The sequence below is a fragment of the Limosilactobacillus panis DSM 6035 genome (genome assembly GCF_001435935.1).
In the GTDB taxonomy this organism is placed as follows: domain Bacteria; phylum Bacillota; class Bacilli; order Lactobacillales; family Lactobacillaceae; genus Limosilactobacillus; species Limosilactobacillus panis.
Genome location: NZ_AZGM01000022.1, coordinates 121,100 through 134,953, shown reverse-complemented (window position 1 = coordinate 134,953; position 13,854 = coordinate 121,100). Strand labels below are relative to the sequence as shown.

Here is a 13,854-nt window from a genome sequence, read left to right as displayed (position 1 = left end):
TTGTTAAATTCCGAATGGAGCTTCTGATTCAGAGGCTTTTTGTCACAACCCCTTTGCCCGTTTTCAAAAAAGCGCCACGCGTTAGGAAGACCTAATCGCGAGGCGCATTTAAATTAGTTGTTAGCGGGCATGTAAAATCTTCGGGCCGTTCTGTGTACCAACAATCACGTCGTTGACCCGGTTCAAGAAGAGACCGCTCTCAACGACGCCCACCATGTGGATCAGCTCATCGGCAAGTTGGGCCGGATGGTCAATTTTGCCCAGGTGGAGGTCAATGATGTAGTTCTTTTCGTCAGTCAAGAACTTGTTGCTGCCGTCCATCCGCCAGCTCGGCTTGTAGCCCTTCTTTTCCAGACGGTTGAAGACTAGCTGGGCACCGAACGGGATTACCTCAATTGGTAGCGGGAATTTCCCTAGCTGGTGGACCAACTTGCTTTCGTCGACAATCCAGATGATCTTGTCGGAAGCATTGGCAACGATCTTTTCCCAGAGGAGGGCACCGCCACCACCCTTGATTCCTTGGAAGTCGTCGCTAACTTCATCGGCCCCGTCAATACAGAGGTCGATATGGTCAACGTCGTCAATGTCCTTAATGGTGATTCCCAGATCCTTGGCCTGCTTGGCGGTCCGGCTGGAGGTCGTGACCCCGGTAATGCCGGTTAATTCCCCGGCTTGGACCCGCTTGCCAAGTTCGTCAACCATGTAACGGACGGTTGACCCGGTCCCTAGGCCGACAATCATTCCTGACTTAATGTAGTTAACCGATTCCTGGCCGGTTTGGGCCTTTAATTCGTCTTGATTCATTTTCGTAAATCCTCCTAAATTGTGCGGTCATCCGGTGATAATAGCTTTTGGTATTCGGGATGACGACGAAACTCCGCCTTTGCAAAGGGACACATTAGTTTTACCGTTAACTGGTGCTCACTTGCGTAGTCCACGAAATGGCGCACGAGCTCGTTGGCAATCCCCTGTCCACGAAAGTCGGGGTGGACAAAGACCCGTTCGACCACGACCCGGTCGTCAGCAACGGCCGGAAAGCTTAGTTCACCAATTAGGGGGTGAAACTGGTCCTTGGCAATGAGTTTATTTTCATCAACAACAAATTCCATCACTATCACATCCATTCAAATTTAATTTTCGATAAAGTCGGGCGAAAAGTCAAGCTAACCAATACCATTGGTAACCAATCTATCCTATAATATTACAATAGTGATTTATTAATGAGGTGAAATAACTGTGAAACGCGGATTTAAAATCGTGTCAAAAAAGGCCAACGATGGCTTGTCCCTCCCCAAGCGGCAGACAGCTAAGGCGGCAGGTTATGACTTCGCCGCTTCCGAAGACTTTACCCTCCCTTCAATCTGGAAGGGGAACTTCTTAAAGGCCCTCTGGGCGCTTTTTAAGCAAAAGAAAGTCAGCGACGAAGATTTTCAAAGTGCGGACGCTTGTTTAAAACCGTATTTAGTACCTACAGGGGTCAAAGCCTACATGCAGGATAATGAATTCCTCCTGTTGGCCAACCGCTCGAGTGGCCCTTTAAAACGGCGGCTGATTTTACCCAACGGGATTGGAATCGTCGACGCGGATTATTATGATAACGACAGTAACGAGGGGGAAATTTTCTTTCAGCTGATTAATTTTGGCCTGCGCGACTACCATATCAAGAAGGGCGAACGGATTGGCCAGGGAATCTTTATGCCATTCCTCTTGGCCGATGGTGAGACGGCACCACACGCTCAACGGACCGGTGGATTTGGCTCAACTAAAAAGTAAGGAGGAGAGAAATTGGCAAAGGTAAGGACGCAGTACGTTTGTCAAAACTGCGGGTACAGTTCACCCCGCTATCTTGGCCGGTGCCCCAACTGTGGTCAATGGAATTCCTTAGTTGAGGAGCAGGTTCAGACGAAGACAACAGCTACCAAGGCACGGCCGACAACCACCTTAACGGGCCTCGTTGCTAAGCCCCAAAAGATTAACGAGATCAACAGCAAGGAAACGCCGCGGGTCAAGACCAAGTTAAATGAACTTAACCGGGTTCTGGGAGGCGGAATTGTCCCCGGCTCGTTGATTCTGATTGGTGGGGACCCGGGAATCGGGAAGTCCACCCTGCTACTACAGGTATCTGGTCAGCTCAGTGATGAAGGTCACCGGGTCCTCTATGTTTCCGGAGAGGAAAGTGGTACGCAAATCAAGATGCGGGCGGAACGCCTCGGTGTTGCGGGGGATGAGTTCTATGTTTATCCGGAGACGAACATGGACAGCATTAAGGACACTATCCGTGAGATTAAGCCGTCCTACGTGGTTATCGATTCTGTCCAGACCATGCAGGCAACGGATGTGACGTCAGCTATCGGGAGTGTCTCCCAGATTCGGGAGGTTACCGCCCAGTTGATGCAGATTGCCAAGAGTAATAACATCACAATCTTTGTGGTTGGTCATGTTACCAAGGGGGGCGCCCTGGCTGGTCCAAAGATTCTGGAGCACATGGTAGATACGGTTCTCTACTTTGAGGGGGATCTCCACCATACCTACCGGATTTTGCGGTCAGTTAAGAACCGTTTCGGCTCGACAAACGAACTGGGAATATTTGAAATGCACACCAACGGGTTGACGGAGGTTAAGAACCCTTCCGAGATTTTTCTGGAGGAGCGCTTAGCCGACGCTACGGGTTCGGCCGTGGTGGTTTCTTTAGAGGGGACCCGGCCAATCCTGGTTGAAATCCAGGCTCTGGTGACGCCGACGGTTTACGGAAATGCCCAGCGAACTGCTACCGGTTTGAGCAGGAACCGGGTATCATTAATAATGGCCGTTCTGGAAAAGCGGGCCAACCTGATGCTGCAAAACCAGGATGCTTACTTAAAGGCTGCTGGTGGGGTTAAACTGGACGAGCCGGCAATCGACTTGGCAATCGCCATCAGTATCGCCTCAAGTTACCGCGACAAGGGAACCCGGCCGGCAGACGCCTTCGTTGGCGAAGTCGGTTTGACTGGTGAAATCCGGCGGGTCAACCGGATTGAACAACGGGTCGCTGAGGCGCAGAAACTTGGCTTTCAGCGGATTTTTGTTCCAAAGAACAATCTGAAGGGGTGGAACCCACCTTCAGGAATTGAGGTCATTGGTGTGGGGACCCTCCGTGAGGCCCTGCGGATGGCCCTTGGCTAGAAAGAGAAAAGGAGGAATGCTAATGCTTAAACGGATTATTCGTTTACTCTATATTTTAGTAGGGGCCGCAGTGGGCTTTTATTACCTGCCGACACTGTGGGACTTGTTTAAGCTACACATTTACAGTCCACTGTTGGTATTCTTAGATGTTTTAATTGGTGCAATTATTTTTTGGTTATTATCTTTAGCACTTATGAAACCAACGGTCAGCGTTATTCACCGGGTCGAACACGACCTGACAAGTAAAAGTCCCCAGTATATTTTCTTTGGGGCCCTACTAACGATTCTGGGCTTGGTCATTGCGGTTTTAGTATCGATTCCCTTGTGGCGGACCAAGATTCCGGTGGTCAATAACATCTTACCAATCTTGCTAATGGTCGTTTTCAGTTACTACGGCTTTAAGATTGGAACTTCCCGCTTAGATGACTGGAAGAATTTGGCAATGGTCAAGCGGGGCAAAGACAGTAAAAATGAGGTCCTGGAGCGCCAGGATGATAACTATCACCACTACAAGATCCTGGATACTAATATCCTGATTGACGGGCGAATCTACGACCTTGTTAAGACCGGTTTTCTGGAAGGAACCTTACTGGTACCCAACTTTGTGCTCTATGAGTTGCAGTACATTGCGGACTCGGGCGAGAGCATCAAACGGGTTCGGGGCCGGCGGGGCCTGGATATCCTTAACAAGTTACGGAGCGAAAAGATCGTCCCAATTGAGATGTATGACGGTGACTTTGAGGATATTCCCGAGGTTGATAGCAAGCTGATTGCCCTTGCCAAGAAGGTTGATGGGGTAATTGTGACGAACGACTACAACCTCAACAAGGTCATCCAGTTTCAAAACGTGGATGTGTTAAACATCAATAACCTGGCCAAGTCCCTGCGGCCGCGGGTTATTCCTGGCGAAACCCTGAAGGTGGTTGTCGTCAAGAAGGGGACCGAGCGCCAGCAGGGGGTTGCCTACCTTGATGACGGCACAATGGTGGTTGTTGAAGACGGCCGGTTCTTCATGAACAAGCCGATTGAAGTTGAGGTTACCAGTGCCCTCCAGACCGATGCCGGCCGGATGATTTTCGCCCGGCCCCTCCATTCGCAGCGGGGAATTGATGAGCAACACGACAATGGCCCAGCGGCGAAGAAGAATTCCAAAGACAAGCCTGAGCCCCAAAAGGGTAAGGGACACAAGTAAATATTAAAGTAAAGGGCCCCGGGTATCGTGAATATTCACGATACCCGGGGCCCTTTACTTTGGTTTAAAACAAAAAAGAGATAGCTTGGGAATGCTATCTCGTTAGGGAGTATATGATAACCTTGGGGGAGATTATCATAAGTAATTATTTTTTCGTTACTATTGGGAGGAGTAATTGAAAAATAATAGGTTTCATTGATGTAGAAAGCTATTAACTTTCTACGCTTTATATACTAACAATAGAATGTGAAGAAAGTATGACCAAACAGTTAAATATCTTTTAGCGGGGGTAAAAGCATTCGTTTGGCGATAACGGCCGCGTCATGAAAGCGAATGTGTTAAAATTATTGAGAAGAAATTTTAAATCAATGAACGGATGGGAGTAGGTTAAAATGCTAACAATTTACAATACCTTGACACGGAAGAAAGAAATATTTAAACCCCTGCACCCGGGGATTGTTAACATGTATGTCTGTGGTCCCACCGTTTATAACTACATTCATATTGGCAATGCGCGGAGTGCAATCGCCTTTGATACTGTCCGGCGGTACCTGGAGTTCAAGGGTTACCAGGTCAACTACGTTTCTAACTTTACGGACGTTGACGATAAGATGATTAAGGCGGCCCATGAACAGGGAATCACCGTTCCCCAGCTGGCGGATAAGTATATCAAGGCTTTCATGGAAGACACCACGGCAATCAACATTGAACCGGCGACGAGCCACCCCCGGGCAACCGAGCATATCCCGGAGATTATCAACTTTGTTCAGCGCCTAATCGATAAGGGCTACGCATACGCAAAGGACGGGGATGTCTACTACCGGGCCCGTAAGTTTGCCCACTATGGTGAATTATCCGGACAATCGATTGATGACTTGGAAGTTGGTGCGAGTGAACACGTTAGTGCCGATGAGGTCAACAAGAAGGAGGACCCAATGGACTTTGCCCTTTGGAAGGCGGCTAAGCCAGGGGAAATTTCGTGGGATTCACCATGGGGAAAGGGACGGCCCGGCTGGCACATTGAGTGCTCGGTAATGTCCACTAAGTACCTCGGTGACACCCTTGATATCCATGCTGGTGGCCAGGACCTGGAGTTCCCCCACCACGAAAACGAAATTGCCCAGAGTGAATCCGCTACCGGTCACAAGTTTGTCCGTTATTGGATGCATAACGGCTTTGTGACGATTGGTAATGACAACGAGAAGATGAGCAAGTCCCTACACAACTTCATTACGGTCCACGACATCATTAAGACGGTGGACCCGCAAGTGCTGCGCTTCTTCATGGCCACCACCCAGTACCGACGGCCAATCCAATATAGTGAAGCTAACCTCACGGATGCTAAGAACAACCTTGAGCATATTCAAACCGCCTTTGACAACCTGAAGTACCGGGAAAAGGACGCCCGGGATGGTGATGATGCTGACGTGCAAAAGCAAGTAACCGAGTATACGAACCGTTTCATTGAGGCAATGGACGACGACATCAACGTCCAAAACGGAATTGCGGTGGTCTATGAGCTCGTGAAGGCGGCCAACACCTATGCCCAAGCGGCAACTGTTTATCGTGGTGGCTTGAAAGAGTTTGAAACAGCGATGGTCAAGCTTATCAGCATCTTCGGCATTAAACTGGTGGCCACGGACAACGAGATCGATGACGAAAAAATCAAGGCAATGATTGAGGAGCGGAACCAAGCCCGGAAGAACAAGGACTTTGCCCGGAGTGACCAGATTCGTGATGACCTGAAGAAGCAGGGGATTATCCTTGAAGATACCCCCCAGGGAACTCGTTATAAGAAGGAGTAACAAAAGAAGTAATGGAAAAAGTAAACTATCAGCAGTTAAACGGAATTGCCTTGGCCTACCTTGGGGATGCCGTTTATGAAGTATTCATTCGGCAGCACCTATTAAGCAAGGGGCTTAGTAAGCCCACAAAGTTGCAGCACTTGGCGACCCACTACGTCTCTGCCAAGGCCCAGGCAGCTTTGATTGACCTGATGAAGGCCGACCAGCTCCTAAGTGATGAGGAATGGGCCTACTTCAAACGTGGACGGAATGCCAATAGTCACACCCATGCCAAGCACACTTCGGTCCTCACTTACCGGATTTCAACCGGCTTTGAGGCCTTGATGGGTTACCTGCAGCTCTCGGGGCAGCAGGACCGGTTAGCGGAACTTGCCGAATGGTGTATTAAACAAGTTGAGGAGGGACGGATCAAGCATGAAGACTGAGCATACTGATTTTATTATTGGCCGGCACCCGGCAGTAATGGCGTTGAAGTCGGACCAGGAGATCAATAAGGTCTTCATTCAGTCTGGCCTTAAGGCAGATGCCATTGCCCAGATTATTAAGTTAGCAAAGGAAAAGCGGTTGGTAATTTCTAATGTGCCCAAGACCAAATTGGACCAGATGACCGACCACCAGAACCATCAGGGGGTGGTCTTAGCGGTTGCTGCCTACCACTACGCCAGCATTGACGACCTCTTTGCTAACGCCGAGAAGAAGAGGGAGGATCCCTTCTTCTTAATCCTGGATGAGTTGGAAGACCCCCATAACCTGGGTTCAATTATCCGGACCGCGGATGCAGCAGGGGTTCACGGGATCATTATTCCCCGGCGGCGGGCAGTCGGTCTGACCTCCGTGGTGGCCAAGACGTCCACGGGCGCCATTGAACATGTCCCGGTTGCTCGGGTGACTAACCTGGTGCAGACTGCCAAGGAGCTCCAGTCGCGTGGTGTTTGGCTGTTTGGGGCTGACATGCGTGGTAAGGACTATCGGACCTGGGATGCGCATGGTGCGGTGGCCCTCGTGATTGGCAACGAAGGAAAGGGAATCTCGTCCCTTTTGAAGAAAACCTGCGACGAGATGCTGACAATTCCAATGATTGGTCACGTCCAAAGCCTAAATGCCAGTGTAGCGGCCAGCCTGTTGATATACCAGGGCTTTAACTCCCGGCACCCATTAGCATAAATTGAAAAGACAAACTCTAGTGATCACCGCTAAAGTTTGTCTTTTTAAATCCCATATTTGTTTATCGATGCATTATTGCTTGTAAGGGCTTTCACATTTTCCATTTAACATCGCAGTCGATTTTTCCCTTACGTGGTGGCCAAAGTGGCCGTTAGCGTTCGATCGCGTGTTTTTTAAAGGTGGACCATTTATTGTCTCGTCCCGACTGCTTTGTTAAATTAGCAACAGACACGTGGATTTTAATTTGGAAAGGTTTATCGGGACATTTCTAAACCCAATAATGGGGAAGGTAAATACCATTATTAGGGAACTACCGGCATTGTGTCCGGGGTTAAAATCGTGACGGGTTAATTGAATCTTTAGGGAGTTTTATTGATGCGTTTGGATGAAGAAAAAGGGGATCTGATTAAATTTTGTGCGGACTTGAGCGATGAGGAGTTCATCCTCCTCTTTCGTCAGTACCTGCCCTTAGTTCGGCGAATATGGCAACACTATTATGTGCCGGGCCTGGAATTAGCCGATTGGGAGCAGGAAGCACAACTAGTGTTGATCAAGGTCATTCGTTCCTATACCGGGACAAATGATAGCCAGTTCGGCGGTTTTTACAAGCAGAGCCTGGTCAACAAAATTTTGGACCTTTACCGGGCGCGGCAAGCACGCAAAAGAATCCCGGCAGGGAAGGTGGCCCCATTAAATGATGACTTCGCAGAAATTTTGAATGACCCCCACCAAATCCAACCGGAAGACACCATTTATTGTCACTACTGCATTCGTAAATTGATGCAGTCCTGTTCGGCATTCGAACGGACCGTCTTGATCAGTTACCAGAAGGGGTATTCGACAAACGAGTTGGCGGCCGTACTTAATTGCAGCAAGCGGCAAGTACAAAGTGCGATGAGCCGCAGCCGACAAAAGTTGCTCCACATCCTAAAACGCTAGTTAACTGCCATTCGCTTGCTTTCTACTGGTAATTCGTGATAATCTATTCCCTGTGTGGAGGTGTTAGTATGGCACAGAAGAAAGTGGCCTTAGAATGTACCAAATGCGGTGCGCGAAACTACACGATTACTGCTAACCCTCAGCGTCAAGAGCGCTTAGAATTACGAAAATTCTGTAAACATTGCGGGGAATATACACTTCACCGCGAGAGTAAATAGGTGGAGGCAAATATGCACTTAATTCGTTTTATTAAAAGTGTTAACCATGAAATGAAACTAGTCGTTTGGCCAACGGCACGAGAGAACCGGCGTGATACAACTATTGTCATCTCGCTGACCCTATTTTTCGTCCTGTTCTTTGCTCTGTTCGACTGGTTGATTCAAATGTTTATGAAACTGTTTGTTTAACAGATAGTGGTAAAACAAGCAGTGGTCTGTTATACTAGCTGTGACGAACTTCGTAGATTTGCGAAGTTTTTTATTTTGGCAAAAATTTGAATTAAAGAGGAGGATTCATCGTGGAATCACATGAAAAACGCTGGTATGTGCTCCATACCTATGCCGGATACGAGAACCGGGTCAAGAGTAACTTGGAATCACGGGCCCAATCAATGGGTATGCAAGACTACATTTTTCGGGTAGTCGTTGCCGAAGAGACCGTTCGTGAAGTCAAGGATGGCAAGGCTAAGGAAGTCGTTGAAAATACCTTCCCAGGTTACGTCCTGGTTGAAATGATCATGACGGATCAGGCATGGTACATTGCGCGGAACACACCTGGTGTTACTGGGTTCCTTGGTTCTCACGGTGGGGGTTCAAAGCCAACCCCACTGCTGCCAGAAGAAGTTGAACGGATTATGAAGCGGATGGGCGCTGACATTACCGTTAGTGACATCGACGTCAAGGAAGGCGACACCGTTAAGGTAATTGCCGGACCGTTTGCGGACCTGACGGGGAAAGTAACGGAAGTTGACCACGAAAAGCAAAAGCTGAAGGTTAACGTCAACATGTTTGGCCGGGAAACTTCCGCTGAACTGGGCTTTGACCAAATCGATACGGTCGAATAATTAATAATTGATTACTCAATATAATTGTGGTATTTTATTAGGGTATGCTATTGTACATACTGTGGGAGAGGTAAATTTTCTGCCTCATCATGACCACAACACGGACTAAGGAGGTTTTGTCTCGTGGCAAAGAAAGTAGCTAACGTTGTCAAGTTGCAAATTCCTGCCGGTGCAGCAACACCAGCTCCACCAGTAGGCCCTGCACTTGGACAAGCAGGTATTAACATCATGGGCTTCACTAAGGAATTCAACGCCCGGACTGCAGACCAAAAGGGTATGCTGATCCCAGTTGTAATTACTGTTTATGAAGACCGTTCATTTGACTTCATTACTAAGACGCCACCTGCTGCTGTCTTACTGAAGAAGGCCGCTGGTGTTGAACACGGTTCCGGTGAACCTAACACAAAGAAGGTTGCTAAGGTAACCAAGGATCAAGTTAAGCAAATCGCCGAAACTAAGATGCAAGATCTAAACGCAGCTGACGTTGAAGCAGCTATGCGCATGATTGAAGGTACTGCACGCAGCATGGGCTTCACTGTTGAAGACTAGTTGCTAAGCAGTCCGGACACCCTATTAAAGTAGTGTGTCTCCGTGGGAGGTATTAACTCCGCTAGACCACATTTGCAAGGAGGAAAAACACAAGATGGCTAAGAATCGTGGTAAGAAGTACCAAGATGCGCTTAAAAAGGTTGACAGCAAGAGGGAATACGCAGTCAACGACGCAGTTCAATTAGTAAAAGACATTGACTTTGCTAACTTTGACTCAACTGTTGAAGTTGCATTTAACTTAAACGTAGATACTAAGCAAGCTGACCAACAATTACGTGGTGCCGTTGTTTTACCAAACGGTACTGGTAAGGACCAAACCGTTATCGTATTTGCCGAAGGTGACAATGCCAAGGCTGCTGAAGACGCCGGTGCTGACTTTGTTGGCTCTGACGACTTAGTAGAAAAGATTCAAGACGGCTGGCTCGACTTTGACGTGGCCATTGCTACGCCAAACATGATGCCTAAGGTTGGTCGTCTGGGTCGGATTCTGGGACCTAAGGGCTTAATGCCTAACCCAAAGACTGGTACGGTTACGATGGACGTTGCTAAGGCGGTTTCTGACGCCAAGGCTGGTCAAGTTACCTACCGGACTGACCGTGATGGTAACGTTGCTGTACCATTCGGTAAGGTTTCCTTTGACACCGATAAGTTGGTTGAAAACCTGAAGACTTTGGAAGACATCGTTGTTAAGGCTCGTCCTGCTTCAGTACGGGGTACTTACATCAAGCATGCTTCCATCGCTTCGACTTTCGGCCCAAGCGTGACGCTTGATTTGACTTCATTCTAAATTTAGGTTGAACCTAATTAAAAGAGGAAGATAACGTTGATGATGACGTTGTCTTCCTCTTTTTTAATTTTTAAAAATATTCTAATTTTTTATAATCCCAAGACTGCTAGGCCGGGATTAAACAGGGAAATAATAATAATTTTTATGACGAAAATAGGCTAAAAATAAATTCACTACTTAACAAGCGAGTGGTTTTAGTGTATACTACTTGCCAATGACAGTTTTATTAAAAACAAATTAGAACTGTGAAAACATTTTTAAGGAGTGACGACAATGACAAAGTTTAAGTATTCTAAACGAGTTCCAGCAGACGGCACGGATGCGGTGGGTGCTATTCTGAAAGCAGCGGCGGATCCGAAGATTATTTCCTTTGCTGGTGGATTGCCAGCTCCTGAACTGTTCCCCGTAAAGGAAATGCAAGCGGCCGTTGACAAGGTCTTTGAAGAACATGGCCAGGAAGCGATGCAGTACGGAGCCGCCAAGGGGGTTACTGCTCTCCGTGAGTTGATCCTCCAACACGTTAAGGAAAAGGAAGGAGTCACCGGCGCCCTTGATAACGTCTTGGTAACAACCGGTTCAGAACAGGTTCTGGACCTGGTAGGGAAGGCGTTCGTTAATCCCGGGGACACGGTCTTGGTTGAACAGCCGACTTATCTTTGTGCCTTAGACGTTTTCAAGTCCTATGGTGCTAAGTTTGTGGGCGTGGCCATGGATGAACAGGGGATGAAGATGGATGCCCTTGAGGACGCCCTCAAGGCCCATCCGGAGACCAAGCTGGTCTATACAGTGCCTAACTTCCAAAACCCAACCGGACGAACAATGGCCGTTGACCGCCGGAAGAAACTCGCTGAGTTAGCTGCTAAGTATGATGTTTATGTTCTCGAAGATAACCCGTATGGTGAGATTCGCTTTGCCGGGACCCATGTTCCTGCGGTTAAGTCCTTTGACGAAACCGGCCATGTCTTCTACATGAGTACCTTCTCTAAGACTCTGGCACCTGGATTCCGCCTGGGCTGGGTAGTTGCCGATGAGGATGTTATCAACAAACTGACGGTGTTAAAGCAGTCCGCGGACTTACATACCGATAACTTGGCCCAGTATGCGGTCGTTGAATTTTTGGATAATAATGATCTTGATGCACATGTAAAGGAAATCAGTGATCTTTACGGTAAACGTAAACAATTGATGGCGGATGGACTTAAGAAGTACTTCCCAGCTGGTGTTAAGTACACTAATCCAGAAGGGGGGATGTTCCTGTGGGTTGAAGTGCCAGGGGTTGACGATACCGTTGAGCTCTTCAAGGAATGTCTCAAGCACAACGTTGCCTTTGTACCAGGAGACCCGTTCTTTGCGGGTAAGCCACAGCCAGGGGCCTTCCGCCTGAACTATTCCAATGCCAAAGAAGACCAGATCAAGGTCGGGATGAAACAACTAGGTGAAGCGCTCCAAGAAGCGGTTAATAAGTAGAAAATAGACAAAACTTATCCTTTAGTTTTGGGGTGGGGTCGAATTAACAGTTGATTCGACCCTATCTTTTTTTGCTCACCCTAATAATCACTTGCTAAGGAAAATGTTCATTATTTACTACTGCTATAGCAACGATTTAAAATGCCCTCAATAGTTATACTATTATAAATTTATAATAATAATTTGACAATTTCCTAATTAGTCGATAAACTAGTTGCAAAAATCAATGTTGCTAAAAGGGTGACTTGTCGCGGGGAGGAAGTAAGATGTTGTCATTGCTTGATGCGGTTGACCAACCGTTGGTCACGGTTGTAATTCTTATTTTGCTAGTGATTATTGGGGTAGCGCTAACAATTAGTTTTGTCTTCTGGCTTCTCTTTCGTCACAATCTGAGGAAGGGGTAGACTATGCTGGTATATTTCTTTACGGGAGTCTGGATGATCAGCCTCCTGATTTTTCTAATTTATACTCTTATTAGTATTTTTTTCGGTCATTCTCGTATCCCACGGACTACATCGCCTTTGCTGGAAACCAGGTAACGAACAAGATTGACAAGGAACTACGCTACTTTATCATTGTGCCCTGCTTTAATGAGGAAGCGGTAATTAAGCAGACTATCCAGCACCTCTTAAGCTTTGGGGAGTTCGAGGTGGTGGTGGTTGATGATGCTAGTACCGATAACTCGGCAGCCGAAATTCGCCAAATTAGGAGTCCACGGCTACACTTGCTCCAGCGCCAACTACCAGATGCACATACGGGGAAGGGGGACGTATTAAACTTCGCCCTTGATTACATCCGCCAGCAGATTAAGCAGCGGGGTACCGCACCAGAAAAGACAATTGTTGGGGTCGTTGACGCCGACGCCGAGCTTGCCCCCAATGCGGCCCAGCGTTTGAATGGCTATTTTTCTTTACCTGCTGGTAACGTCTGTCAGATGCGGGTAAAGATGTACCCCCACTTTAAAACGGAATTGCAGATTCTTCAGGACATTGAGTTCTTCAGTATTAACCACATGACCCAGATAATGCGGATGTACACCGGGACCGTGGGCTTGAGCGGCAATGGACAGTTCTTCCGCCTGGCCCCAATTCTTGCCAAGATTGGTCCCCATCCCTGGGGGAATGCCTTATTGGATGACTACGAACTGACGATTAAGATGCTTTTAAAGGGCCTTCACGTGGACTACATGACGGAAACCTGCGTTTATCAGGAAGCACTGGCCTCCTTGAAGAAATTTATCCGCCAACGCAGCCGGTGGGTTCAAGGAGACCTCAACTGCCTGAAGTACCTCCCCGCGATTGTGAAGAGCCGCCGACTGAAGACGGTCCAGAAGACGGGAATTTACTACTTTCTCTGTCAACCGTGGATTAACGTCCTGGCTGACACCGCCATCATCGTCTTGACGGTCTTCAGCTTCTTTCACCTGGACAAGCTCTTTAGTAACTTACCGGGGCTGGCCCTGGTTGCGATGGTAGTTTTGGTGGCGCTCTTTTCCTTATTATGGGGAATCGTGTTCAGCTTTTTCTACCGGCATGACCTCCACCACTTTGGTGAACCCGCAATTACTTGGCGCCAGTATTTACTGTTGCCCTTTGGCGTATCATACCTTTACGTTGTGCTCTTCTTCAGTATTGTCATGGCCTTTTGGCGGTGGCTCTTTCATGAAAACTCGTGGATTAAAACAGAGCACGGTAAGGGTTGATGGTGAAAGGAAGTTGGGAAAACA

The 13,854-nt window shown here is 47.9% G+C and carries 17 protein-coding genes; 15 read left to right on the top strand and 2 right to left on the bottom strand.

The genetic code is table 11. From position 1 onward, the window contains the following. Window positions 1-120: 120 nt before the first annotated feature. Entirely contained in the window at window positions 121-804 is a 684-nt protein-coding gene (gene rpiA / locus FD32_RS02045) for a ribose-5-phosphate isomerase RpiA (protein ID WP_047769172.1), read from the bottom strand. Window positions 805-818: 14 nt separating this feature from the next. Further along, complete coding sequence (locus FD32_RS02040; protein WP_047769174.1) at window positions 819-1,109, bottom strand: GNAT family N-acetyltransferase; 291 nt, start codon at window positions 1,107-1,109, stop codon at window positions 819-821. A 127-nt stretch (window positions 1,110-1,236) separates the two neighbouring features. Here FD32_RS02040 and FD32_RS02035 point away from each other — a divergent pair, with 127 nt between their 5' ends. The 15 genes from FD32_RS02035 (at window position 1,237) to FD32_RS01975 (ending at window position 13,830) form a co-directional block, all read left to right on the top strand. Continuing rightward, entirely contained in the window at window positions 1,237-1,773 is a 537-nt protein-coding gene (locus FD32_RS02035) for a dCTP deaminase/dUTPase family protein (RefSeq protein WP_047769176.1), read from the top strand. A gap of 12 nt (window positions 1,774-1,785) precedes the next feature. Then, entirely contained in the window at window positions 1,786-3,162 is a 1,377-nt protein-coding gene (gene radA / locus FD32_RS02030; protein WP_047769177.1) for a DNA repair protein RadA, read from the top strand. 22 nt (window positions 3,163-3,184) lie between these two features. Then, complete coding sequence (locus FD32_RS02025; RefSeq protein WP_047769179.1) at window positions 3,185-4,354, top strand: PIN/TRAM domain-containing protein; 1,170 nt, start codon at window positions 3,185-3,187, stop codon at window positions 4,352-4,354. Between the two features lie 392 nt (window positions 4,355-4,746). Next, complete coding sequence (gene cysS, locus FD32_RS02020; RefSeq protein ID WP_047769181.1) at window positions 4,747-6,159, top strand: cysteine--tRNA ligase; 1,413 nt, start codon at window positions 4,747-4,749, stop codon at window positions 6,157-6,159. An 11-nt stretch (window positions 6,160-6,170) separates the two neighbouring features. Next, window positions 6,171-6,584, top strand: coding sequence for a Mini-ribonuclease 3 (locus tag FD32_RS02015; protein WP_047769183.1), 414 nt, complete (start codon window positions 6,171-6,173; stop codon window positions 6,582-6,584). Beyond that, window positions 6,574-7,323: a 23S rRNA (guanosine(2251)-2'-O)-methyltransferase RlmB gene (gene rlmB, locus FD32_RS02010; RefSeq protein ID WP_047769184.1), complete on the top strand. Its 750-nt coding sequence runs from the start codon at window positions 6,574-6,576 to the stop codon at window positions 7,321-7,323. The genes FD32_RS02015 and rlmB overlap by 11 nt, the downstream gene beginning before the upstream one ends. A 375-nt stretch (window positions 7,324-7,698) precedes the next feature. Then, entirely contained in the window at window positions 7,699-8,262 is a 564-nt protein-coding gene (locus tag FD32_RS02005; protein ID WP_047769186.1) for an RNA polymerase sigma factor, read from the top strand. A 68-nt stretch (window positions 8,263-8,330) separates the two neighbouring features. Next, entirely contained in the window at window positions 8,331-8,480 is a 150-nt protein-coding gene (gene rpmG, locus FD32_RS09720; RefSeq protein ID WP_082126068.1) for a 50S ribosomal protein L33, read from the top strand. A gap of 12 nt (window positions 8,481-8,492) precedes the next feature. Continuing rightward, window positions 8,493-8,669 (top strand): preprotein translocase subunit SecE, encoded by a 177-nt coding sequence (secE, locus tag FD32_RS02000; RefSeq protein ID WP_047769188.1) that lies wholly within the window; start codon window positions 8,493-8,495, stop codon window positions 8,667-8,669. Window positions 8,670-8,779: 110 nt separating this feature from the next. Further along, window positions 8,780-9,325: a transcription termination/antitermination protein NusG gene (gene nusG, locus FD32_RS01995; protein WP_047769190.1), complete on the top strand. Its 546-nt coding sequence runs from the start codon at window positions 8,780-8,782 to the stop codon at window positions 9,323-9,325. A 123-nt stretch (window positions 9,326-9,448) separates the two neighbouring features. Next, entirely contained in the window at window positions 9,449-9,874 is a 426-nt protein-coding gene (gene rplK / locus FD32_RS01990) for a 50S ribosomal protein L11 (protein ID WP_047769192.1), read from the top strand. A 94-nt stretch (window positions 9,875-9,968) separates the two neighbouring features. Continuing rightward, entirely contained in the window at window positions 9,969-10,661 is a 693-nt protein-coding gene (rplA, locus tag FD32_RS01985) for a 50S ribosomal protein L1 (RefSeq protein WP_047769194.1), read from the top strand. 273 nt (window positions 10,662-10,934) lie between these two features. Continuing rightward, complete coding sequence (locus tag FD32_RS01980; RefSeq protein ID WP_047769196.1) at window positions 10,935-12,128, top strand: aminotransferase-like domain-containing protein; 1,194 nt, start codon at window positions 10,935-10,937, stop codon at window positions 12,126-12,128. Between the two features lie 266 nt (window positions 12,129-12,394). Further along, window positions 12,395-12,532 carry a hypothetical protein gene (locus tag FD32_RS10010; protein WP_156410631.1) on the top strand — a complete coding sequence of 46 codons (138 nt, stop codon included), beginning with the start codon at window positions 12,395-12,397 and terminating at the stop codon, window positions 12,530-12,532. Between the two features lie 173 nt (window positions 12,533-12,705). Continuing rightward, entirely contained in the window at window positions 12,706-13,830 is a 1,125-nt protein-coding gene (locus tag FD32_RS01975; protein WP_235803736.1) for a glycosyltransferase, read from the top strand. Window positions 13,831-13,854 lie beyond the last annotated feature (24 nt).